Source organism: Fluviicola chungangensis (assembly GCF_007558725.1).
Classification (GTDB): domain Bacteria; phylum Bacteroidota; class Bacteroidia; order Flavobacteriales_D; family Crocinitomicaceae; genus Fluviicola; species Fluviicola chungangensis.
In genome coordinates this window covers 743,762-766,832 of sequence record NZ_VLPL01000001.1, presented here as the reverse complement: position 1 = coordinate 766,832, position 23,071 = coordinate 743,762, and the positions used below count along the sequence as shown (strand labels likewise).

25 protein-coding genes are annotated in these 23,071 nt (G+C 40.8%); 15 read left to right on the top strand and 10 right to left on the bottom strand.

The window, feature by feature from the left end; translation table 11 throughout:
* Positions 1-364: 364 nt before the first annotated feature.
* Complete coding sequence (locus FO442_RS03690; RefSeq protein WP_144331789.1) at positions 365-910, bottom strand: hypothetical protein; 546 nt, start codon at positions 908-910, stop codon at positions 365-367.
* A 339-nt stretch (positions 911-1,249) separates the two neighbouring features.
* Here FO442_RS03690 and FO442_RS03685 point away from each other — a divergent pair, with 339 nt between their 5' ends.
* Positions 1,250-1,942, top strand: coding sequence for a DUF1826 domain-containing protein (locus tag FO442_RS03685; RefSeq protein ID WP_144331788.1), 693 nt, complete (start codon positions 1,250-1,252; stop codon positions 1,940-1,942).
* 188 nt (positions 1,943-2,130) lie between these two features.
* Here the strand turns inward: FO442_RS03685 and FO442_RS03680 are convergent, their stop codons facing one another.
* Positions 2,131-3,510: a TonB family protein gene (locus FO442_RS03680; protein WP_186279866.1), complete on the bottom strand. Its 1,380-nt coding sequence runs from the start codon at positions 3,508-3,510 to the stop codon at positions 2,131-2,133.
* Positions 3,503-3,871: a BlaI/MecI/CopY family transcriptional regulator gene (locus FO442_RS03675; RefSeq protein ID WP_144331786.1), complete on the bottom strand. Its 369-nt coding sequence runs from the start codon at positions 3,869-3,871 to the stop codon at positions 3,503-3,505. The genes FO442_RS03680 and FO442_RS03675 overlap by 8 nt, the downstream gene beginning before the upstream one ends.
* Before the next feature lie 279 nt (positions 3,872-4,150).
* On the opposite strand from FO442_RS03675, the gene FO442_RS03670 reads away from it, so the two are divergent.
* Complete coding sequence (locus FO442_RS03670; RefSeq protein ID WP_144331785.1) at positions 4,151-4,726, top strand: Crp/Fnr family transcriptional regulator; 576 nt, start codon at positions 4,151-4,153, stop codon at positions 4,724-4,726.
* Positions 4,727-4,795: 69 nt separating this feature from the next.
* Entirely contained in the window at positions 4,796-5,245 is a 450-nt protein-coding gene (locus FO442_RS03665) for an SRPBCC domain-containing protein (RefSeq protein ID WP_144331784.1), read from the top strand.
* Here FO442_RS03665 and FO442_RS03660 read toward each other — a convergent pair whose 3' ends face one another.
* From FO442_RS03660 to FO442_RS03650, 3 genes are all read right to left on the bottom strand, one after another.
* Positions 5,246-5,809 carry a putative peptidoglycan-binding domain-containing protein gene (locus FO442_RS03660; RefSeq protein WP_144331783.1) on the bottom strand — a complete coding sequence of 188 codons (564 nt, stop codon included), beginning with the start codon at positions 5,807-5,809 and terminating at the stop codon, positions 5,246-5,248.
* A 358-nt stretch (positions 5,810-6,167) separates the two neighbouring features.
* Positions 6,168-6,626, bottom strand: coding sequence for a hypothetical protein (locus tag FO442_RS03655; RefSeq protein WP_144331782.1), 459 nt, complete (start codon positions 6,624-6,626; stop codon positions 6,168-6,170).
* A 149-nt stretch (positions 6,627-6,775) separates the two neighbouring features.
* The gene (locus FO442_RS03650) at positions 6,776-7,246 is read right to left on the bottom strand and encodes a DUF4199 family protein (RefSeq protein ID WP_484103587.1); all 471 of its coding nucleotides are present in this window, start codon (positions 7,244-7,246) and stop codon (positions 6,776-6,778) included.
* Between the two features lie 156 nt (positions 7,247-7,402).
* On the opposite strand from FO442_RS03650, the gene FO442_RS03645 reads away from it, so the two are divergent.
* Complete coding sequence (locus FO442_RS03645; protein ID WP_144331780.1) at positions 7,403-8,578, top strand: tetratricopeptide repeat protein; 1,176 nt, start codon at positions 7,403-7,405, stop codon at positions 8,576-8,578.
* Here FO442_RS03645 and FO442_RS03640 read toward each other — a convergent pair.
* A complete protein-coding gene (locus FO442_RS03640) occupies positions 8,575-9,216 on the bottom strand; it encodes a DUF2306 domain-containing protein (protein ID WP_144331779.1) in 642 nt (213 codons plus the stop codon). The genes FO442_RS03645 and FO442_RS03640 overlap by 4 nt on opposite strands.
* 13 nt (positions 9,217-9,229) lie before the next feature.
* Positions 9,230-10,039: a hypothetical protein gene (locus FO442_RS03635; protein WP_144331778.1), complete on the bottom strand. Its 810-nt coding sequence runs from the start codon at positions 10,037-10,039 to the stop codon at positions 9,230-9,232.
* 136 nt (positions 10,040-10,175) lie between these two features.
* Here FO442_RS03635 and FO442_RS03630 point away from each other — a divergent pair, with 136 nt between their 5' ends.
* From FO442_RS03630 to FO442_RS03615, 4 genes are all read left to right on the top strand, one after another.
* On the top strand, positions 10,176-10,823 hold the full coding sequence (locus FO442_RS03630; protein ID WP_144331777.1) for a DUF4290 domain-containing protein: 648 nt from the start codon (positions 10,176-10,178) through the stop codon (positions 10,821-10,823).
* Positions 10,824-10,829: 6 nt separating this feature from the next.
* Entirely contained in the window at positions 10,830-12,137 is a 1,308-nt protein-coding gene (gene murA / locus FO442_RS03625; RefSeq protein WP_144331776.1) for a UDP-N-acetylglucosamine 1-carboxyvinyltransferase, read from the top strand.
* 6 nt (positions 12,138-12,143) lie between these two features.
* The gene (locus tag FO442_RS03620) at positions 12,144-12,662 is read left to right on the top strand and encodes a TlpA family protein disulfide reductase (RefSeq protein WP_144331775.1); all 519 of its coding nucleotides are present in this window, start codon (positions 12,144-12,146) and stop codon (positions 12,660-12,662) included.
* 163 nt (positions 12,663-12,825) lie between these two features.
* Positions 12,826-13,308 carry a methionine-R-sulfoxide reductase gene (locus FO442_RS03615; RefSeq protein ID WP_144331774.1) on the top strand — a complete coding sequence of 161 codons (483 nt, stop codon included), beginning with the start codon at positions 12,826-12,828 and terminating at the stop codon, positions 13,306-13,308.
* 253 nt (positions 13,309-13,561) lie between these two features.
* On the opposite strand, the gene FO442_RS03610 is transcribed toward FO442_RS03615, so the two are convergent.
* Positions 13,562-14,461, bottom strand: a complete 900-nt coding sequence (locus tag FO442_RS03610; protein WP_222101968.1) for a LysM peptidoglycan-binding domain-containing protein — start codon at positions 14,459-14,461, stop codon at positions 13,562-13,564.
* 302 nt (positions 14,462-14,763) lie between these two features.
* Between FO442_RS03610 and prmC the strand changes: the two genes are divergently transcribed.
* The 4 genes from prmC (at position 14,764) to ligA (ending at position 20,259) form a co-directional block, all read left to right on the top strand.
* Positions 14,764-15,618, top strand: coding sequence for a peptide chain release factor N(5)-glutamine methyltransferase (prmC, locus tag FO442_RS03605; RefSeq protein WP_144331773.1), 855 nt, complete (start codon positions 14,764-14,766; stop codon positions 15,616-15,618).
* Positions 15,619-15,665: 47 nt separating this feature from the next.
* Positions 15,666-16,097, top strand: a complete 432-nt coding sequence (locus FO442_RS03600) for a (4Fe-4S)-binding protein (protein ID WP_144331772.1) — start codon at positions 15,666-15,668, stop codon at positions 16,095-16,097.
* A 164-nt stretch (positions 16,098-16,261) separates the two neighbouring features.
* Positions 16,262-17,947, top strand: a complete 1,686-nt coding sequence (locus tag FO442_RS03595; protein ID WP_144331771.1) for an RluA family pseudouridine synthase — start codon at positions 16,262-16,264, stop codon at positions 17,945-17,947.
* Positions 17,948-18,243: 296 nt separating this feature from the next.
* Entirely contained in the window at positions 18,244-20,259 is a 2,016-nt protein-coding gene (gene ligA, locus FO442_RS03590) for an NAD-dependent DNA ligase LigA (RefSeq protein WP_144331770.1), read from the top strand.
* A 26-nt stretch (positions 20,260-20,285) separates the two neighbouring features.
* On the opposite strand, the gene FO442_RS03585 is transcribed toward ligA, so the two are convergent.
* Positions 20,286-20,645: a hypothetical protein gene (locus FO442_RS03585; RefSeq protein WP_144331769.1), complete on the bottom strand. Its 360-nt coding sequence runs from the start codon at positions 20,643-20,645 to the stop codon at positions 20,286-20,288.
* A gap of 153 nt (positions 20,646-20,798) precedes the next feature.
* Between FO442_RS03585 and dapA the strand changes: the two genes are divergently transcribed.
* Genes dapA through FO442_RS03570 form a run of 3 tightly spaced genes read left to right on the top strand, consistent with a single transcriptional unit; the run spans position 20,799 to position 23,067 of the window.
* Positions 20,799-21,674, top strand: a complete 876-nt coding sequence (gene dapA, locus FO442_RS03580) for a 4-hydroxy-tetrahydrodipicolinate synthase (RefSeq protein ID WP_144331768.1) — start codon at positions 20,799-20,801, stop codon at positions 21,672-21,674.
* 48 nt (positions 21,675-21,722) lie between these two features.
* Positions 21,723-22,586: a hypothetical protein gene (locus FO442_RS03575; protein ID WP_144331767.1), complete on the top strand. Its 864-nt coding sequence runs from the start codon at positions 21,723-21,725 to the stop codon at positions 22,584-22,586.
* Positions 22,587-22,596: 10 nt separating this feature from the next.
* A complete protein-coding gene (locus tag FO442_RS03570; RefSeq protein WP_144331766.1) occupies positions 22,597-23,067 on the top strand; it encodes a hypothetical protein in 471 nt (156 codons plus the stop codon).
* Positions 23,068-23,071 lie beyond the last annotated feature (4 nt).

Sequence of the window (23,071 nt, the reverse complement as noted above, 5' to 3'; positions counted from 1 at the left end):
CTTTAAAATACTTACAATCTGAGCCTCTGTAAATCTCGATTTTTTCATAATTCTGACAATTTAAATCTATATTTTTAAACTGTCTGATTTTTAGGGAAGTTTACATTTTTAGGGAAGTTTACAAAACGGGGAAGGTTACATTTTTAGGGAAGTTTACATTTTTAGGGAAGTTTACAGCGGGAAGAGTGAATCCTATAGTGCTGATGAAAGCAAGAATGAGTGTCGATTTTGGCATGTGTTGAGTTGTTATTTGCTGAATACAAATATAGTGAGATAATTGCGAATGTGGGCTTAAGGTAAACGGACAAGGACTATCCCTTGTCCGTTTTTATGGTTTTAAAATTAACTTGACTTAGACGTTGAGCTATTTATCAACCACTTCAGTGAATTTAATATCCTTTTCTTTGGTGATCTTTACAAATTTGAACTGCTTATTTTTTACAATTAATTTTTCTCCCAAGAATTTTTCGATGTCAGATTTTTTAATTAAAATATCCAGATTAAATCTTAAACTATCCGGGCTGTCAAAATTACCTATTGTAAATTTAAACTCATCGATATAGTTCTTTATAGAATCTTCCAAAACAGATGTGTAAATATGTAAAGCCAGCTCTTTAATCGTTTTTCTTCTGAATAAAGTATCATTAATTTGATCGTTTGACCAATTGAGCATGGTTATTTCATATTCTTTTCCAAACCCCTCACAATTTAGACCCGCATATAACGGCCTGTATTGATAAGATACTCTTGATATAAATACATCATCATTAAATTGCTGTTTTAATTTTTTTTGAAGAGTTTTTTCTTTTTTATTTAAAGGTCTACTTTTACCACAATCATCAAATGGGTTTTCTGTGCCCATAATACAGGAGCCTAAGATAAAAACCAATAACATACTAACTATTTTCATAACTAAAATTTTACCAATCACCAACATTACAAGGTTTATGAGTATGTGCATCTAAATCAATCGATCTAAATTCAGTATTATTTTTTCCGCCGTTATTTTTCATGAACCAGCCATCCCCAATTTTCAATGAATTCCATTTGAAATCTTTTATACCAGATACTGTGAATTTATAAAATTCTCTCAATTCTCCTTCAGTTGTTGTATATTGAGTAGATTCCGTTTTTGTTATTTTGGCTTTTTTCTTTTTGTCCCTCCATACGCGCGCTCACACCGTTCTCAATGATATTAAAATAACTTACCTTTGTAAAACCAACCGATCTGTCACGTAGCATTTTCCAAATGAGCAATTTATTCCCGGATGAAACACAAATTCAAACAGTTGCCGGTTTCCGGGACCTGGTTTCCGTGCCGTTTCAAGGTAAAATAAATGCCGTGTGTTGGGGGCGCCAACTGACAGGAGATTTTTCCGAGATCGTTGAAAAAATAGCACTAAACGGAAATATTACGGAAGTGGAGCCCGGAGAATTGCTTGAGCTCCAGTTGAGCGAACAAGGACAACTGGCTCGTGAGATCCTGCTGAACGACCTGGAACTGCTGAAAAATTGCGGGGCATCACCGGTTCTCAACGTGATTAGATCCTATGATCGGGACGATTCGTTTTTCCCAACCGACGTGTATTCCTTTCACGTCGACCGCTCTCCTGTCCCGGTTGACACCTTTTTGTGCACTTATGTCGGAGCAGCGAGTGAGATCGTACCAAATGCACAGGTGAGGCAGAAAGTCTTGATTCCTGAAATACGCGACGAACTCAAAAAACAATATCATGGATCAGAAGAAGGGTTTGAATCTTTCCTGGAGGAAAATTTCTTTGATTTGCACTATCAGGCTGAGCCGGGTGCGCGTATTGTGAGTTTGGGTCTCGGGAATTTGTGGCGATTGGCGGTGGATCATCCCGGAAGTCAGGTTCCGCCTTGTGTTCACCGGGCACCGGAAGAAAAATCCGGGGAACTTCGCTTGTTGCTGATTTGCTGAATAAAATTCCTTGCCTGGCGGATCTGATCTGCAAAAGAAGTAGGAATGGATCGCCGGAAATGCTGTTTACATCCGGAATCTGCCAGGGGAAATAAAAGCTCCCAAGTTAAGTGCAACTAAGCTTGAATCATAAACAAAAAGGCGTCTCCCGCAGAAAACGCCTTGATCGAGTCATTAAACAACAATTCTTACAACGCAAATGCTATTGGCAATACCATTTCAGCATCTACCTTTTTACCGTCCTTTTCACCGGGAATCCATTGCGGCATTCCATTGACAACGCGCAAAGCTTCTGCATCAATTTCCTTGTTTACGCCCCGTTTAACAGCGGCTTTTGTTACTTTTCCTTCCTTCGTTACAACAAAAGAAACGATCACTTTTCCGGTTGTCTTGGCTTTGGCAGCAGTCTCCGGGTAACGGATGTTGGAAACCAGGTAGTTGGTCATAGCTTCCATTCCACCGGGATATTCAGGTAATTTGTCCACTTCTGTTTCTTGCTCAATCGCCTTGGTGGATAGGGAAGAAGTCGTGATTTCCGGCATTTTTTCCACAGGAGGGATGAATTGAACCATTTTTTCATTCGGAACTTCCCTGGAAATCGGATTCTGCTGTGTTGTCTCAACCTGTTTCACGGTTCGGTTGGAAGGGCTTTCTTTCTGTGTTTCGCGTTTAAATTCCGAACGCGTTTGGGGTGTTTGTTTTTGCGGAACCTGATCGCCTTCTGCTGTGAATGAGATCAAAGTCAGTCCGCCTGCAATGATTGGTAGGGCAAGTGCCGCTATCAATACTTTTTTTGAGGTGTTTTTCATGATTTTAATACGTTTAATCAGTGTGAGCTTGGTCATAAACTGATTGGTGAATAAATATATTGAGGAACTAGTTCCGAGAGAATACGCCAGCAGGAATTCCATATAACCGACGCGGTATTTGTTGTACATGATCCGGTCCACTTCAAATTCATGGATGTGAACCAATTCTTTCTTCATCAGCAGGAATACCGGGTTGAACCACGAAAGGCAATGTGCCGTTTCGAAGAACAAACGGTCTGCCGAATGGTATTTCTGTGCGTGCACCTTCTCGTGCTGGAGAATAATTTCCCGGTCGTATTCCGAAAGCCCGGCCGGTAATTGAATAAAACGGAAAAAGGAGGCAGGAGCTTCGTCAGGCAATTCAACCAGGGTAAAGCCGTCTTCGGTTATTCGTTTAGCGCCAGAAAAGACTTTCAGGACTTTATAAACATTGAAAAGCATCCACCCGGAAAGGAGGATAACTCCCAGCCAGTAAGTGATGTCCCAGATCGCCGAATAATCAATGCTGTACGGGATTATTGTCTTTTTGGAAGAGATAGTGACCGTTTCAAGCTCAAAGACCGGGATGTGATAACTCCACGACGACTCTGTAATACTCACCTGCTTCACCCAAACGGCAATTCCGGACATGATGGGAATCGAAAGCAATGAAAAACGTTGCCATCCAAACGAAAGAAAACGCTGTATCAGTTTAAAAACGCAGAACAGCAAAGAGATCACTACGTTAACTTCAAAAATGGTCCATAAGTAATTAGTCATGACGTTCCTTTTTAATGATTTCAAGTAATTCATTTACATCCTTCAAGTCCAGGTTATTCTCTTTCATGAAAAATGAAAGCAATTTTGCATTCGAGTTCCCGAAGTAATTTTCTTTCAGGGATTGAAAACGCTGTGCAGAATAAGCTTCTTTGGTGATCATGGGGTAGTACTCATTAGACTTTCCATAGGTTTTATAATCCACGAATCCTTTGTGCACCAATACACGAATAACCGTTAATACCGTATTGTAAGCCGGTCTCGGTTCTTCCAGCTGCTCGTGAATGTCTTTTGCAAACCCTTTTCCAACAGACCAGATTGCCTGCATGATTTGTTCTTCTGCGCGTGTCAATTCCTTTTTCATAATGCAATGATATAATTAGTTTTTTAATTATACAACTATATTTATAAATATAAATGTATTTTTTTTAAAATCGCTTGCAGTTCATCTGACAGATTCGGTAATCTCATGGGCAAATATATCAGGTTGCAAGTTTGCGATATTGCGAACTGGCTGGTCCGGGCGAGGGATTGGGAGAAATAATAACCCTGATTCAATGGGGCGAAAACATTCAGATTCCTTCACATCAGAAAATAAGAAAGCAAGTTAATCACTATCTTTCGTGTTCCATAAAAAAGGATCATGAACGAATTGGAACAAAACATTGCAGCACTTTTTGAAGTCAAATCGGATGATTTGAAAACAATTAGTTCTTATTTCCGACCCATTTCCCTGAATAAAGGAGCATACTTCTTCAAAGAGAATGGTTATTCCAATCAACTCGGATTTGTGAAATCAGGTTTACTCCGTGAATGGGTCGATCTGCCGGATAAGGAAGTGACCAAGTGGGTTGCAACACCCGGTTATTTCATTGTCGATTTAAACAGTTTTTTGTTTGACAAACCGGCCGTTTCTTCTCTTCAGGCATTGACTGACTGTGAATTGATGGTCATCAGTAAGGAAGACTACCGGAATATGGGAAAATCGATCCCGACCTGGAATACCGTGGAGAAATTGTTCATGGCAAAGTGTTTTGCTACCATGAGCGATCGGATTCTGGCGTTTATTTCCATGACTGCTGAAGAACGGTATACCCAATTGTGGGCTGCAAATAAAGAATTGTTCAACCAGGTCCCACTCCAATACCTGGCTTCCATGTTGGGAATGACTCCGGAAACCTTCAGCAGATTGCGGAAAAAGCTCGCTTCCATTTCTTGATATTTGTCAAGAGCAGCTTCCGTTCTTTCATCGAACTTTGTTTCATCAAAGAATCAAAAAACAGTTCAGATGAAAAAAGAAATTAAAACAGAGATTATCATTCAGGAAACTCCGGAACGTGTTTGGGAAGTATTAACCAATTTTAAAGGGTATTCCGATTGGAATCCCTTTATCAAATCCCTGGAAGGCAAGGTAAAAGTGGGGGGGAAGATTATCGTGCGTCTGGAATCTCCCGGAGCAAAAGGAATGACTTTCACCCCGAAAGTGTTGACTTTTGATCAAAACAAAGAATTCAAATGGATCGGTCGTTTGTTTTTGCCCGGAATTTTTGACGGGGAACACCGCTTTGAACTGATCGATAACGGAAATGGTACAACGACCTTCATCCAGGCTGAAAGATTCAATGGAATTTTGGTACGTATGCTTTCCGGGATGCTGGATGGAAGTACACTGAACGGATTTAAAGCGATGAATGAGCAATTGAAGATCGAATCGGAAAGACGACGCGAGCATCCGTGATTAAGTAGGTTTAAACTTCTTCACAAACGCATTCAACCGGCTCAGCCATCCTTTTAAGAAAACAGCGTTCTTTCCTTTTGCAATGCGGTGAAAGAAGTCGGAGCGTTGTTTTACCAGCTCATCGAATAATTCCTTGGGAGGAATGGCATTGGCGGCGGCAATCGTTTTTGCTCCAATCACTCCGTCTACAGATACCGCACCGCCTTTTTTGTTGATTGCACGTTGCAATGTCAATCCCGCTTGTCTTGCTCCCGAACCCCAGGCAATCGTAGTTACCATGAAACCGATCGACAGCGAGTTAAAAGAAGCAGCCCGTACTTTGGAATAATACAAAGAATCGAAAACAGCAAACCAATCGGCATTCGACATGTCGAAGAAGCGCTGATCATTTAATTTCCCGAATTTCTTTCGCCAAACGGAGTAAGTAATTCCTGCATTGGTGTGCCAACCCGTCTTGCCTTTGTATGGAGTTGGACAGGGTGTTTTACTTGCCGAGTCGGAAGTGTGTCTGCTGAGACCGCCTTCCCATTTTCGTTCAAAATTGATAAAATCTTCCAGTGTCATAGAGTGAATAGTAAATATGTCATAAAGATGCACCAAATTTTATAAAAACGCATCGTTTAGACTGATTGTTAACATGTTAATAAATTGGCTTGCTGCTTTTAAGGATACGAATTTACGACAGGAAGGCCGTAAGCTTTTTACGGGATGACTTTTTGGGGAAAAGAAAATCGGATGAATTTTCCGGGTTCATCCGATCTCTCCTTTGCATCCGGAGGCTTAGGTTTTATAATGTTAAGATCTTGTCTGTTTCGGAGCTCATAGATACCTAACGAGGTCTTTTTCATTTGGGTTGGGTACAAACGAAAATCGGATGAATAATTCAACTCACCCGATTCCGTTTCATACGAAGTGTTGCTTGTTAGCTGTCGGAAGTAGGAACCTTACTTTTCGGGCTCTCATTCCAATATTGCATAATGATAAATGAAATAGCTACGGCACAGCCAATTCCTTCCGTGAAGAGAGTCAGTGCAGCCTGACCGAGGGTAATGTGATTGTTCCATAAGATCCCTCCTTCAAATTTACTGATGTAATCGGGCTGAATGAACATGGCATAGATTACAAAGCCGATTAGAGATAATCCGACGGTGACCACGTTGGCCAGAATTAGAGAAAGCCAGGCATTCAGGTAATTGCTGTCGGCATTGCTTTGATGATTCTTTTTTGCCAGGCGATTGGTAAAATAAATAATAATAAAAACGTTTAAAAAGCGGAGAAAGGTGATGTGTTCCAGTGAAAGCAGTTTGGTCAGTAAGAATAGTATTACAATTCCTGCAAAACTATAAAGTCCGTAGCGGACGGATAGTGATCGAGTGTTCATAAAGATATGAATTTAAATGCGTTTAGAAATTACATGAAAACAAAATGATATCCAAATTTATTTTTATGTAATACATTTATTATCAGTAAAATAAAAAAAGAAAATCGGATGGGTTTAAATCCATCCGATTTCCCGATTTGTCAAGAGTTTTACTCTTTGGCGGGTTCCACAGGAACACATTTGTTGTCCGGAGTTCTTTCATTCCAGTACATTACGTTGATAAATGATACTGCCAATGCGCTTCCTGTTCCTTCAAAGAACAGGATAAATGCGGCCTGGTCTAATGTAACATGATTGTTCCAGAAAATTCCCCCATCAAAATGGTTAATAAAATCCGGTTGAATAAATTTGGCATAGATCACGAAACTGACTACTGTTAAAGCTACTGTAACCATGTTCGATACGATTAATGAACCAAATGCAGTCAGGAAATTATCGTCGTCATCGATCTGGCGATTCTTTTTGGCCAATCTGTTTGTAAAGTAAAACACAATAAATACGTTTAAAAAACGCAGGTACCCATTGTTTTCCAACGAGAATAATTTCATGATAAAAAATAGCGCTGCAATACATACAAAACTATAAATTCCGTAACGGAAATGTTGATATTTACTGAACATAACTTTGCTATTTGAATGAGTTTATAAATTACGACAAACAGGATTGGTATCCAAGTATTTAACATTTTAAAACACTTCCTTCCGGTGAACCTTTTTTGCCTGAAAGTGTATCTCAAATCAAAGATTTCTTACATTAGTAAACTTAATGCTGTGCCTATGAAATTCGTCCTTTATTCTTTAGCTGTAGTTTCCATGCTTGCTTCGTGTGGAAATCCTGCTGTTCCCGGTTCCGGGACAGGTCCGGAAGGAAATGTTGCTGTTGATGAAACAGAACCTGTCCGATTGAGTGCGGCAGATCTTTTTAACGGTGAAAAAGTACGCTTGTTCCTGTACCAGAATCCAAAAGCAAACCAGGAATCCAATAAGTTGTTCCTGAATGCCCTGGATGAATTCAAGAATGAAAAGAACCTGCGGGCTGCAAGTGAAGGGTTCAAGGCATCGATAGCAGCATACCCGAATTCAAAATCCTACTATGAATTGGGAAATGTATGTATGGAAATGAAAAACTACCAGGGAGCTCTGGATGCTTATTCCATGGCCGAGAAACTGGGATACGAACCGTTTTCAAAAGTGATGTTCAATGTGGCTTGCGCATATTCTCAATTGAAGAATTTCCCCATGAGCGCGGATTATTTGCAATTTGCTATCCAGGCAGGATACGTGAATATCGATAACATTGAGAAAGATCCAGACTTGGCAAATCTCAGGGAAAAGGAACCTTATTTGTACAAAAAGAACATGGAACTGGCTCTCAACGGTATTTCCGACCTGGAAAATTTACACTGGCTCCAGTTTAAACGCACGTTTGTTCAGGCCTCTTTCCCGATCAACATGAATCTGGAGCAGGGAAAAATGGTTTACGACGATAAAAACAGGATTTCCTACGATTACGAACGCTTTGTCTCCGAAATGCGTAACGAACGCTTTTCCAGGGAGGTTAGCAAAGGATTCTACCATTTCGTTCAGGTTGCAGAAACACCGAATTATGTAGCGTTGATCTATGTGATAAGAGAAGAATTTAACGGGGACCAAAGTCCTTTGACCTATAAGTTGGTAACTTTTACAAAAACAGGAAAACTAATCGATAAAAAAGATATTGCGGGCCGGCAGGATTACTCGGAATTGCTTAAAATGTGCACGATCAATAAAGATCTGACCTTTACGATTACCAATTACGAGACCACATTCCAGAAAGATCCGGACGAAGAAGGTTACTACGACAATCCGATTGTTTCCAAAAAGAAAATCGATACGGAAAGATACCGGATTGATTCTTCCGGGAAGATCCGCTATATCGATGGGAAAACATTCGCAGAAGCAGCAGCTGCCTAACGATTCGCCAGCAATCGTTTCACCAGTCCGCGCCGGATAAAAATCTCAGCGGCAACCAGATTGAGAGTCCAGCTTAACCACGAAAGCAGGATGTACAGATCTGTAGGGTCCATTCTCAAATGGAATACGTCGAATAAATAGGAGTAAAGCCTCAAAGAAACTGCTGATAGGGTCAGTGCGTAACTGCGTACCATCCATTTCCCGTGTCGTTCGTAGTCTTTTTTGCGCACATAGTGATACGCCAAAAAAGTACTTCCGATCCAGAGAATGCTTAAGATGACAAAACTTGTTTGAGCAGGGTATCCGCCATTGGCATAAAAAGACATGACCAAAGCCGCAGGTCCCGAAATCAAAAGGGTTACAGTCAGATAAATGAAACCGGAAATGCGGTGGATCTTCGGATAGCTGCTCAAAATGGTTTTACTGAACTGAAACAGGCCACTGGTGATGATCAAAATGCTGGTGAATACGTGAATATAAAAACTGTACCTCCAATGTTTGATGTGGTAGATGAATTGCTTGGTTTTCAGAAAATCGATCCCACGGCGCATTTCCAAATAAGGAAGCGACAATAAAAGCAGCAAGTACGAAGCGTAAAGAATTCCGATAACGAAAAAGATCCAGGCCGTTTTTTTCATTTAGCCGCCTGCATTAATAATAATCCGGGTAAATACTCAATTCATTAGGTCCGTCAAAACTGGGCATTTCATCTTTGTTTTGTGACAACTTGAATTTCATGATTTGTTGCTTGAAATGAGTGTTTTTCGACCAGTTGATAATCAGGGTTTTCGGATCGGAAAACTTCCAGGACCCTTTAATTATTTCCTGTTGTTCTTTTTCCTGTCCTTCCGGATAATAGCTAAACCGGAGAATTCCGTTTTCTTTGAATTCAACATAGCCGTCTCCCAGGTTTGCATTAGAAAACAAGTCCATGAAATTGTCTTCTGTAATTTCGCCGTCATCATAATAGGTTTTATCTTTAGATGCATCTGTTTGTTTGACAGGCTGTTTTTTCAAGGTAAACTTTTTGGCCTTTATTTTTGGATCATTCGCTGTCCAGCTTGCATCCACATGACCATCCTTTTTTGAAATGTTCAAAACGAAAATACCGTCGTATGGATTATCGCCCGGCTCGTTTAATGTCAGTTCGAAACGGTCCGCTTTCTGAACAACCGAACCGCTGATGTTTCGCTGTAATCCTTTGTGCACGTTGTAGCCGATTGCTTTTTTGTCGTTCACATAGGTGAGGACTACATTGATGAAGCCATCTCCGAAATCACCGGTATACAATCCGCAAAGTGTATCAAAATCCGTTTCCGGGAACCATAGATCGGTTTCAAGGGAGTCGGCAGAAGTTTTTTCTGTTAGAGCAGTTGTTTGATCCTCAACAGGATCGGAGGAGCAGGAGGAACTGAACAGCAAACCGGCTACTCCGATAAAAAGTGCGACATGTGTTTTCATAAGGCCATTAATTCGTAGCTAAAATAACCTTTTTGTCGTAATCCGGTGAAATGATTTTTAATTGCCTGAATTGGAGTTGAAACTTAGCTGGATATTTCGATTTAAAAGCTTATTTTTGAACTTTCGAAGAAAATTTATGGAATACAACACCACGAGACCGAAGTTATTACTTCCGGAGTATGGTAGAAACGTACAAGAAATGATTTCTCACGCGATGGAAATCGCAGATCGCGATGAGCGTAATAAAGCAGCCAGAGCAATTATAGAGGTCATGGGACAATTGAATCCGCATTTACGTGATGTAGATGATTTCCGACACAAGTTATGGACACATTTGTTTGTGATGTCTGATTTCAAACTTGATGTGGATTCTCCTTATGAAATTCCAAAGCCGGAGACACTGACCAGTAAACCGGAACAAATGACTTACCCGAAAGGCCGGATTAAATATGGTCATTACGGGAAATACACACAGGAAATTTTAAAGGATGCGAAGAACGTCACAGAAGCTGATGAGCGTGATTACTTAAAGATTACCATGGCGAATTTCATGAAGAAGCAGTATTTGGCTTATAACAATGATGCGGTGGAAAATCACGTGATTGCAAACCAGTTGAGAGATCTTTCGCAAGGGGAATTGATCCTGGAAAACCCGGATGAATTGATGAATACTAACCTGATCCTGAAATCGTTTGGAATTCAGCCGAACAAGCGTCCGAAAAAAAATCAGAAAAATCAAAAGAACTTTAAAGGAAAAAATCAAAACCAAAATCGTAATAAGTAATTCAGTATGTCATCTTTTGAAATTTACGGAGGAAAGAAGCTAAAAGGCGAATTGACTGTTCAAGGCGCAAAAAATGAAGCACTGCAAGTTTTATGTGCCCCTTTGCTAACTTCTGAAAAAGTTACTATTTCAAACATTCCGGATATCGTTGATGTAAATAAGTTAATTGACTTGTTACAAATAATGGGAGTGAAAATTGAAAAAGTGGAGCGCGGTACTTACGTGTTTCAGGCAAAAGATATCGATTTGGCTTACCTGGAAACGGAAGATTTCAAAAAAAGAGCAGGATCTTTGAGAGGTTCGATCATGATTGTCGGCCCATTGCTGGCGCGTTTCGGAAAGGGATTTATTCCAAAACCGGGTGGTGACAAGATCGGACGCAGAAGATTGGATACGCATTTCGAAGGGTTTGCATTATTGGGTGCAAAATTCAATTACGATGCCGGTGAGCATTTTTATTCCATTGAAGCAAAAAAATTAAAAGGAACATATATCCATTTGGATGAAGCTTCCGTTACGGGAACTGCAAATGTTATTATGGCGGCGGTTCTGGCAGAAGGAACAACTACATTCTACAATGCAGCTTGCGAACCGTACATTCAGCAGTTATGTAAAATGTTGAATTCCATGGGAGCAAAAATTTCCGGAATCAGCTCCAACTTACTGACCATTGAAGGGGTGAAAGAATTGGGTGGTTGTTATCACCGGATTTTACCGGATATGATCGAAATCGGAAGTTTCATCGGTTTGGCAGCAATGACGCAGTCGGAAATTACGATTAAGGATGTAAGCTGGGAAAACCTGGGAGTGATTCCGAATACCTTCAGAAGATTGGGAATCAAACTGGAAAGAAGAGGAGATGATATTTATATTCCTGCCCAGGAATCGTATGAAATAGATACTTTTATCGATGGTTCGATCCTAACGATCTACGATGCTCCTTGGCCTGGATTCACTCCGGATTTGTTATCCATTATCCTGGTTGTTGCAACACAGGCAAAGGGAAGTGTGCTGATTCACCAGAAAATGTTCGAGTCCCGTTTGTTCTTTACGGATAAACTAATTGATATGGGAGCGCAAATTATTTTGTGCGATCCGCACAGAGCAACTGTTATCGGATTGGGAAGACAACACAATCTGCGCGGGATCCAAATGACGTCTCCCGATATTCGTGCGGGAGTTTCCTTATTAATTGCGGCACTTTCAGCGGAAGGGAAAAGTGTCATTCACAACATCGAACAAATAGACAGAGGTTATCAGGATATCGATATTCGCTTGCGAAATCTGGGTGCTGACATCCGTCGGGTAAACTAAATACAGATGAAAAATTCAATAATCATTCTTTCGACACTTTTACTGGTAGGTATTGGCTTGTCTTCTTTTAAAACGCTTAAAGCATTGCCCGGAGTCGGTAGCAAGGCACCGGAAATTGCCCTGACAGGTGTTGATGGAAAAGTCGTGAAACTTTCTTCTTTAAAAGGAAAAATGGTACTGATCGATTTTTGGGCTTCCTGGTGCGGACCTTGCAGAAAAGAGAATCCGAACGTAGTGGAAGCTTATGGGAAATACAAAAACGCGAAGTTCAAGAATGCAAAAGGATTCGAAGTGTTTTCAGTTTCTTTGGATCGTGACGAAGCCAAATGGAAAGAGGCAATTAAAGCAGATGGCTTGGTTTGGAAAAGTCATGTTTGGGACAAAGCAAACGATGCCGGAAAAGCATATAATGTGCAATTCATTCCAAGTGCTTTCCTGGTAGATGGCGAAGGGAAAATAGTAGCCGCCGGAGAGTCTTTGAGAGGTCTTGGACTGCATGTGGAATTGGATAAGCAGAAAAAGTAGTCTTCTTGTTCTAATTGTTCTAAATTCGATCGGCAAAATATACGGATAGACATGTGTCTATTTGATCAGTGATACCAGGTTTTTTTAACTTTTTATAGCTTGTTTTTCTTGGTTTTAAATCCAAATCCGCTGAACTTGCGTAACTGATTCAAAACGATTGAACATGAAAAACTATTTGATTATTTGCAGCTTGTTTTTTGGATTAACTGCTTGTTCCCAGGAACCAACCAAGACCGATTCTACCAAAAAGGAAACAAAATACAATAAACTGACTCCACAGGAAGAAAGTGTAATAATCGGTAAAAATACTGACCGGGCGTTTACAGGAGATTATTATCTGAAAACGGACAAAGGAATTTACATCTGCAAACAGTGTAACAATCCGTTGTATAGATCAGACGATAAATTTGAATCTCATTGCGGCTGGCCGAGTTTTGATGATGAAATTGAAGGCTCCGTGATCCGGGTTCCGGATGCAGATGGAATGCGGACAGAAATCATTTGCGCCAATTGCAAAGGACACTTGGGGCATGTCTTTACGGGCGAAGGATTTACGGATAAGGATACCAGGCACTGTGTGAATACGAGTTCTATCCAGTTTTATCCTTCAAAGGATTTGGACAAGCTCCCGAAAGTGATTAAATAAAAGAAAGCACTGCTTTCGATTCGATTGTCTGCTCCAGCGAAAGAAACTTCAAATTGCTAGATATACTAATTAAAAAGTCTTCCGATTTTGGAAGGCTTTTTTAGTTTGATCAACACCTGAACTCCACGTAAATTCGCAAAAGCCAACCGGATTTAAAGAGATGCGGAGGGATTTTTAATCAAACAAATTGTAAGATAAAAGCACTAAAGTGCAGTCAGAATCAATTGCCAAACTTATAATTCGGTATCCGTAATTAATTTGGAATTTTTAAGTTTTGTCCAACACGAATCACGTAAGATCTCAAGTTATTCGCTTTGGCAATTCGAGATACGGTGGTATTGTGTTTTTGAGCTATTTGAGAAAGTGTATCTCCCGACTTTACAGTGTAGCGTCTATAATGCACAGCCGGAGCTGTAGGTTTTGATACAACCATTAAAGAAGTCATTTCTGCGTCTTTTTCTTTCTGCACCACTTCAGCAAGCGTTGTACCGTTCCCAATTTGAGGATCGTAATATTTGTAGAAATGTTGTTGAATATTGATTGCACGCGTCACAGTATCTAATTTTTCCCCCTCCCAGTTGTAGCATTGCAATACATTGTCGTTGAATTCAAGCAGTTTAACAGGGACCAGGTTGGAGTGCAGCCGGTGCATACGCGGACATTGTTTTTGAACGGCAGGCAATCCCCCTCCCGCTGAACCACGGCTGTCAACACTCATGTAACATCTTCCGTCAAGGCTTGGTCCAACTACTGCAGTCCAGTAAACAGTCAAAGTGGAAGGATCAATTTGAATGTATAATTTCTTCAGATCGGAATTAAATCCTTGGCTGCGAACTTCGGCTAAACCGGCATTGATCTTATCGTTTAAAAAGCCTCCGAATCCGTCCATTCTTCTGCGGTGGAAAGAATGCAGCGCGTCATAGATATAAGGCTGCCCTTGGGCTGTGTATGAATCCGAAACCAGGAAATCGTTTTCTCCAAGCTGGATGGTATCCGGATTATATTTTTGGAATACAGGGACTTCCAGGATTTTCTTTGAAGGAACAACAGCAATAGAATCAGGTGTTTCAACTTCCGATTCGCTGTCTGATTGCGCGTACAGTGCCTGACTGCTAATCAGAATACTAAGAAAAATAAATTTGATCCCCCTCACTTTTGTTGTTTTATGTACCTTAAACGTTCCTAAATTTAACAAGTTACAGTGGGAATTCAAAAAAAAGTTTGTTGAAAAGCCGGATATGTTCGATAAAAAGCATCAAATACATGGTTTATTAGACGGATTAATCCAGGTGGAGAGACCATAAATGAATAAGAAATACATATTTCTTCGTTATATAACGATATCATGTTTTGATTGATTGCTGGCTAAACAGGTAATTATAGTCAATCCCAACTATGGATCAATCATTCGCAATTCGGCATTCGTAATTCGGCAATCGTAATTACCTTTGCTCCATGCAGAATCTCAAGCAGCTTACTTCCCTTTGGACGAATAAACTATTCAATCTCTATTCGGAAAGAGAAGTGAGAAACATTCTTCTACTCGTTTTGGAAGATATTTTCGGATTCAATCGTTCGGCTTTATTGGTTTCGAAAGAAATAGCGCTTTCCGATGATCAGTTGAACCAGCTGGATCAAATCTCTTCCAGGCTGCAAACAGGAGAACCGGTCCAATACCTTATCGGTTTTACGTATTTCGATGACTTGAAGATCGAAGTTGCCCCTGGAGTGTTAATTCCCCGGCCTGAAACAGAAGAATTGGTGTCGTGGATCATGGAATCGGCCCGGGAACACACGAATTTGAAAGTAGAAGATTGGTGCACCGGATCGGGATGCATCGCCCTGGCGATAAAAAACCGCAGGAGGGACTTTGAAATCTTCGGTTTGGATGTTTCTGAAGAAGCGTTGTTGATTGCCCGCTCGAATGCAAGAAAATTAAATTTAAACATTGAATTTGAGTTCGGCAATGCTCTTGATATAGACGAAAGGAAGTCTGTAGATCTGATTGTTTCAAATCCGCCATATATTCCCTGGATAGAAAAAGAACAGATGCATATGAATGTAACGGGATTCGAACCGGATCTGGCTTTGTTTGTTCCGGATGAAGACCCGTTGTTATTCTATCGTGCAATTGCTGAGTATGCCGTACAACATTTAAATAATGGTGGATACCTGTTCTTCGAATTGCATGAAAATTACTCCTTGGAAACAAAAGCAATGGTTGAAAGTTTGGGATTTGACCCCGTTGAGGTCCGGAAGGATTTACAGGGGAAAGAACGCATGCTGAAGGCAAAATGGACGGTGAGATAATCGAACGATTTCGTACCTTTAGTCTTATTTATTTGAATTGAGTACTCATGTCTGACAAACCGATCATTAAAGAATATACCAATGGAGAAGTAACTGTCATTTGGAAACCCGAAAATTGTATCCATTCCACCATTTGCTGGAAAAAAGCAACCGGGCTTCCAAACGTTTTTCAACCGCAAACAAAACCCTGGATCAAATTGGAGGGCGGAACAACGGAAGAAATCATCCGGCAGGTCGAAAAATGCCCGAGCGGGGCACTAAGTTATCGTTTGAAAGATGAACAAAAAGAAATCCATCAATCGAATGTGGTGGAAACGCTACCGAACGGGCCATTACTGGTTTATGGAAATATTACGGTAAAACACAAGGGTTCGGAAGAACTAAAAGAAAGTAAGGTAACTGCGTTTTGCCGCTGCGGGGCTTCAGCCAATAAACCGTATTGCGATGGAACGCATGTGAAAATCAGTTTTACAGATTAATATTTACCGCAAAGGTGCGAAGAGAGTTCATTTTTTTCTTGTCCCTTTGCTTTCTTAAATAGTGTGCAAAAATGATTTTCATCAACTCTTTTTCCTTTGCTTCTTAGTGCTCTTAGCGGTGAAAATAAGTGCTGATTTTCGTATCTTTGCAACCAGTAAAGAACATGTCCGTAAAAAACTCCAAATTCATTTCCTTTCACTCAGACGTGTCGCAAATACCGCGACCGGATAAATTCACCTTTCCCTTTTACTACGAACCTCATGAGTTGGCCGTTATAGCAATGTCCCAGGTTCAGGAATACCTCGAAACTCAAACCGAATGGGAGCATAACTTCGGATTGGATGACCGGCAGGAAGGATTGGTAATCGGGAAGATGTTCGGAGTACTTGTTGTAGAGGATAAACAGGGAGAATTAGGATTTTTAGCTGCCTTTTCAGGGAAGCTGGCCGATTCCAATGAGTTTGATTACTTCGTTCCACCTGTTTTTGATTTGCTCGATTCCAAAGGGTTTTTCAGAAAAGAAGAAGTGGTTATTAATGAAGTTACGATACAAATTGACCAACTTGAAAAAGAAGAAGCATACCTGAATGCAAAAAGGAAACTGGAAGAAGCCAGTAAATCTTACCTGAAAGAACTTCAGAAATACAAAATAGAGATCAAAACTGCCAAAGCAGAACGAAAACTGATCCGTGAAAATTCAAAGGATCTAATTCCGGAAGAATTGGAGGCGCTTTTGGAAGATCTGAGAAAACAATCCATCAGGGAGCAATACTTTTTGAAAGATTTTACAGAAACCAATAAGAAACAGATCGCTTCTTTAAGTGAGGTGGTTGAATCTTTTGAAAATCAATTGGCTGAGCTCCGTGAAAAGCGTAAAAACATGTCCAATACCTTGCAGGGTGAAATTTTTGATTCGTATTATTTCCTGAATGCTGAAAAGGAGAAAAGAAGTCTGCAAAGTATTTTTCAAAATACGATTGATCACAAACCTCCTGCAGGTGCCGGGGAATGTGCTGCGCCGAAGTTATTGCAATTTGCATTTGAAAATGAGTTGAAACCAATCTGTTTGGGTGAGTTTTGGTGGGGAGCATCTCCCAAATCGGAGGTGCGTGTACACAAACAAGTCTATCCGGCCTGTCGAGGGAAATGCGAACCCATTCTCGGACATATGCTGGAAGGAATCGAAACGGACGAAAACCCGATGCTTCAGAATCCGGCAGAAAACAAAGACCTCGAAATCGTTTTTGAAGACGAATACCTGGTGATTGTCAATAAACCGGCAGAATTTCTTTCTGTTCCCGGCAAAAACATTACCGATTCGGTCTATACACGTATGAAGGAAAAATATCCGGAAGCAACCGGTCCGCTGATCGTGCACCGCTTGGATATGTCGACTTCAGGTATTCTTGTACTTGCAAAAGATAAGCAAGTGCACATGCACCTGCAAAAGCAATTCATCAAGCGGAATGTGCAGAAACGATACGTAGCATTATTAGATGGAATAGTAGTTAAAGATTCCGGAATAATCGATTTGCCCTTGCGCGTGGATTTGGACGACAGGCCGCGCCAGTTGGTGTGTTATGAACATGGGAAGCGGGCAGTGACCAAATGGGAAGTAGTGGAGCGTAGAAATAGCCAAACGCTGATTTATTTCTATCCGATCACGGGAAGAACTCACCAATTGCGTGTTCATGCGGCACACATGCTTGGACTGAATGCGCCCATTGTTGGCGATGATCTTTACGGATCAAAGGAGAACCGGCTACACCTCCATGCACAATTCCTGCAATTCACACATCCGATCACCAAGGAAGCAGTAAAGATTAAAGTAGACGCGGAATTCACGTGATTTCTCCTGCTTTTTTCAAAGCGAAAAAGTAGGCAAGAATCCGCAACAGCGTATGAAGACGAAGTATAATTTCATTGAAACGTATACGAGGTAAGGCTTTTGCCCCTTACACGAAGAATCGCAGCAAACAAGGGAATGGAGCTTTTCGTGGATTGATCCGAATTGATTGGTTGTTCGAAAGCTTAAGTTCAAGTAGGAGAAAGAAAGTTTTGCGCTGTTGAAATTTTGAACAAAGAAGTCTGATTGTAACCCGGCATTCGTAATTATTAAATATTTTTGAATACGAATTTTTCAATATGAATCCAACAGAAGCACAAAAAAGAATCGAACAGTTAACACAGGAGCTAACCCAGCATAATTACAGCTATTATGTGGAAAGCAACCCAACTATTTCTGATTATGAATTCGATGTGCTGCTGAAAGAACTTCAGGACCTGGAAGCTGAATTTCCACAGTTTGCATCTGAATTGAGTCCTACAAAACGGGTTGGTGGGGACATTACCAAGAAGTTCGAAACCGTTGTGCATCGGTTCCCGATGCTTTCTTTGTCTAATTCGTATTCGGAAGAAGAAATTATCGATTGGGAACAACGGTTAAAAAAGCTTGCTTCAGGACCAATTGAGTACGTCTGTGAATTGAAATATGACGGTGTTGCCATCGGAATTCGGTATGTCAATGGAAAGTTTACACGTGCGGTTACGCGTGGAGACGGAACAAAAGGAGAAGATATTTCTGCAAATGTGAAAACAATCCGAGCCGTTCCATTAACCTTGAAAGGAGATTACCCGGATGATTTCGAAGTACGTGGCGAGATCTTTTTTCCGCGGGCCAATTTTGAAGCAATGAACAAACAACGGGAGGAATTGGGAGAACCTGTTTTCGCAAATCCCCGGAATTCAGCTTCTGGAACACTCAAATCACAGGATTCCAGAGTGGTAGCGGAAAGAGGACTGGATTGTTACCTCTATGGTGTTTATGGCGACGATCTGAATCTGGAATCCCATTTGGAAAGTGTCCGAAAGGCACACGAATGGGGATTTAAAACACCTCTTGAAAAGGACAGGTACATTGCAAAAACTTCCACTATCGACGGGATTATGGACTTCATCCATTATTGGGATAAAGAACGCTATAACTTGCCATTCGATATTGATGGAATTGTAATCAAAGTGAATAATTACGAACAGCAAACTGATTTGGGCTTCACTGCAAAATCACCACGTTGGGCAATCGCTTACAAATTCAAAGCAGAACGTGTCTCCACTATCCTGGAAGAAGTGACTTACCAGGTGGGAAGAACGGGTGCTATTACACCGGTTGCGAATCTGAAACCGGTTCTGTTGGGTGGAACGGTCGTAAAAAGAGCTTCTTTGCACAACGCTGATCAAATAGAAAAGCTGGATTTGTATTTGGGAGACGAAGTATTTGTGGAAAAAGGGGGGGAGATCATCCCGAAAATTGTGGGGGTAAATACGGCTTCCCGCTTGTCGACAGCACAAAAAGTGATTTTCATAGAACATTGCCCGGAATGTGGTTCTGAATTGCACCGCAGGGAAGGAGAAGCGCAGCATTATTGCTTGAATGATTTGGTTTGTCCGCCACAAGTCAAAGGACGAATGGAACACTTCATTTCCAGGAAGGCAATGGATATTGACGGGCTCGGGGCCGAAACGATTGACCTCTTATATAAGAAAGGTTTAGCAACAAGTATAGCGGATTTATACGATTTGACGTTTGACCAGGTTGTGAATCTCGATCGTATGGCGGATAAATCGGCAAATAATTTAATCCTCGGTATTAAAACCTCGAAAGAGGTTCCGTTCGAACGGGTACTGTTTGCATTAGGGATCCGGTTTGTTGGAGAAACGGTGGCAAAAAAACTGGCTAATGCGTTTAAGAATATCGACGCCATTGCAAGCGCTACCTATGATGAATTAATTGCAGTAGAGGAGATTGGAGAGAAGATTGCAATTGCGGTACAACATTTTTTCCAGGATCCGCGTGCGCTTCATACAATTGATCGTCTGAAAGCTGCCGGAATTCAATTTGAGGTGGAAGAAGTGGCGCTTGATTCTAATGAGCTGGAAGGAAAAACTTTCGTGGTTTCCGGAGTCTTTTCAAAATTCAGCCGTGACGAGATCAAAGACCTGATCGAAAAGAACGGAGGAAAGAACGTAGGGTCCATTTCTGCAAAAACGAGTTATGTTTTAGCGGGTGAAAACATGGGGCCTGCAAAACTGGAAAAAGCGAGTAATCTGGGCATTCCGATCATCTCCGAAGACGATTTCCTGGCGATGATCTCAACAAATTAAAGTCTTAAGTTTGTTGGCACGAATCTCTAACTCGTGCCGAGAAAATCCGAGATCAACTCGAATAACTGACCGGATAATTCACCGGCCTCAATCTGTGTCATTGCTTCTCCATTGAAGTGCGCCGCAGTTTCATCCCATTTCAATATTCCCTCTGCAAACTCGCGGATTTGCTCGTCACCATTTTGCGCCATAGATCGAAACGTAAGAACAGAAATTGTAGCGCTCTGTCGCGACTGGGCGCTACGGATTTCTTTCTGTATAATAAGCCAGTTATAAATCACGCTCTTATCCTCAGACTGAATGTCGGTTCGTTTGATTTCAACGATCAGTTTCGATTCATTTTCGAAATAAAAAAGGACTTTGAACGGGAATTGCTGTGTTGCCATATCATAAAATTAACCAATCCGTATCAACAATAAATGGGGAATGAAACGATTCATAACTCATTCCACCAGGTAAAATCGTTAATCTGCGAGATCTACGTGCTGATAATATTCGTAATTTTGAGCTTACTTTTTACTGTTTAAAAAATAAATACAATGAATCTATTTAAAGGAGCCGGAGTTGCATTGGTTACCCCATTCAATGCAGACATGTCTATTGATTTTCCGGCATTGCGCAGATTGGTACAGGAACAAATCTCAGGAGGTACCAATTACTTGGTAGTTCAGGGAACCACGGGTGAATCCCCAACTTTAAACAGTGATGAGAAAAAGAAGGTGCTGGAAACAGTACTGGAAGAGAATAACGGCAAATTACCGGTCGTTTACGGTGCGGGTGGAAACAACACCCTATCGGTAATCGAAGCGTTTAAAAATATTCCGAAAGGTGTAGATGGGATTTTATCCGTTGCACCTTATTATAACAAACCGACACAAGCTGGATATATCGCACACTACAAAGCATTGGCTTCCGCTACGGATTTACCGATTATTTTATACAATGTTCCTGGAAGAACAGGATCCAACGTACTTGCTGAAACTACTCTCGAACTGGCGGAGATCAAAAACATTGTGGCAATGAAAGAAGCATCCGGGAATATGGAGCAGATCATGGAGATCATTCGCTGCAAGCCCGAAAACTTTTTAGTGCTTTCGGGAGATGATGCGATTACACTTCCTTTGATCGCTGCTGGTGCGGACGGAGTTATTTCTGTAGTGGCAAACTCATTCCCCGCACAATTCAGTCAAATGGTTACCAGTGCTTTGAACGGAGATTTTGAAACTGCAAGAAAACTCCATTACGACTTGTTGCCGGTTACCAAATTAATGTTTGCTGAAGGAAACCCGGGCGGAGTAAAAATTGCTCTGGAAGAATTGGGGTGGATGAAGCCGTTTATGCGTCTTCCTTTGGTGCAGGTCTCAGAAGGACTAAAAGCAAAAATTGTTGCAGAAACAAAAAAACTGACCAAATAATCACGGGATTGATTGAAAATTAATAGATTCGCAAGAAATTACTTGATGATGAAAAACAAACTAATCTTAGGTAGTATCGTTTTACTATTCGCTTATGCTTGTGGTTCCGGTGAAGAAAAACGGGAAGTTGCAACGGTTGAAGAACAGGAGACAGTAGATGCTGCGAACGTAAACTATAACATTCCATCCCCATCCGAGCAGTTTGCTTTGATCTCCAAGATGGATGCAGTAAAAAACACGAAAATCCTGCACGATCCGGCTTTGGCAGACAAATATTCCAATTCTTCTCAAAAAGCATTAAACTTTGGAGTATACACTGCGGATGTAGCTTATTTAACTTCGTTCAATGAAACCAATAAGTATTTGAGTTACTTCGGCAAATTGGAAAAGTTAGGTTCTGATATCGGTGTGGCTCAGGTTTTTGGAAATGAATTGGGTGAGTTGGCGAAAAAATGGGACGGAAATGCAGATTCTTTATTCAAATTGAGTGATGATGTGTACAACCGGACGTTTCAGCGTTTGATCGAGATTGATAAAGGCGATGAATTATCATTGATGCTTGTTGGCGGTTGGATCGAATCCATGCACCTGATGATCGGAAGTTCCAAAGGTTTTGGAAAATCACCGAAATTGGATCAGGCACTGGCAGATCAGAAATTGGTTGCTGAAAACTTGTTGGAATTTTTAGTGAGTTACCAGGACAACGAATCAGTAAAAGAGTATTCAGCGGATATTGAAGAAATTTTGAAAGTCTATGAGCAATTGGATTGCAACTCAGGGGAAACCCAGGTGCAAAATTCCAATGGAAAACTAACTTTTTCGGGAGGAGACAGCTGTAAAATGACTCAAAAATGTTTTGACAACCTGTCGAAAAAAATCATGGAAATTCGTACTAAAATTATAACTGCTTAACTTCTTGGATATGAAAGTTACATTAACGTTAGCCCTATTATTTGGTTTTGTATTTGGTTTCGCGCAATGTCCTCCTGCTGAGGCATTCATGAAAAAGAAAAAGACAAAAGATACCTATAGTCTAAATTCTCAGTCACGATCAGGATCCGTTGCTTCAGATGAATCGTACGAAATGTCATTCATAGCTCACGCCGGACTGGATTATCGTTTAACGACCGTATTAGGCGAAGGAAGTACCGGCACATTGAATTACGAAATCTATGAACTGGTTGTCGAGAAAAAAACTGAAGGAGAAAAAGAAACGTTTAAAAGAACGAAAAAAGTATTGGCTTCATCCGGAAGTGCTGAGGCATTGGAGTTTACTTCAGATAAGTCGCGCAAAATTTTCATCAATGTATCCATTACCGGTGGTGATAAAAAGAAGCTGGCTTGTGTTGGAGTTTTAATTGAAACAAAACGCACTGAAAAAACAGGATTTTAATCGG